The organism is Priestia sp. P5_B4 (assembly GCF_056400385.1).
Window position 1 is genome coordinate 1 of the sequence record NZ_JBFULJ010001324.1, and the last position, 745, is coordinate 745.

A 745-nucleotide genomic window follows, 5' to 3' on the forward strand; every position below is an offset into this window, starting at 1 on the left:
TCTTCATATGAAGCATGCAAATCAAATTGCTCCGCTGGCTTTCCTACGCCAATAGTGATCATAACTTGGTTGTTTGCTTGAATGTACTGCTGACATTTTTTTAATTCTTCTTTAAATCCTTGCCTTGCCTTTTCACCTACCGCTTCTTTCAGTAAAAGCAAACGATCATATCCCCAGTTTGCGATATAATCCCCGTCAGCTTTATGACTTTCAAACCAGTAGCGAATTGTTTCTTGTACCTGCTGCTGCTTCTTTTTCGAAAGAGATGAGTCAATTTGAAACAGCGTGCAGCAATAAGAACTGTCTACTTGCACTCCTAAAATATGACCTCGTTCAATAAATTCTGCATCTACCTGCTGGCTATAAATCCATTCACGAAAAAAAGCTTCCACTCCTTTATTTTCCCATTCCTTTGTTTCTATGTAATATGCCTCGCGAATAATTAGCTCTGTTAATCTTCGAATAATGTCTGCAAAAGGCTCAACGGCTTCTGGAGTACCTGTAATGCCAATAACCCCAATAATGTCTCCTTGATAACTGATAGGCAAGTTAATGCCAGGCTTAACTCCTTTTAAATCCGCTGCTTCTTTTTTGGATATATATAGTTTTTGCTTTCTTTGCATCACGTTCCACGCGCCTTCGTGAAAAAAACCAACCCGTTTTTCTTCTGTTGACGCAATAATAATTCCGCGTGGATCTGTTACAATTACATGTTCTTTCATCACAAGCTGCACTTCTTTTATAA

General features: G+C 38.7%; 1 protein-coding gene. It reads right to left on the bottom strand.

The genetic code is table 11. From position 1 onward, the window contains the following. The coding region (locus AC1DRF_RS30755) for a CdaR family transcriptional regulator (RefSeq protein WP_477742667.1) at positions 1 to 743 on the bottom strand (743 nt) is incomplete at its 3' end. Positions 744 to 745: the final 2 nt, after the last annotated feature.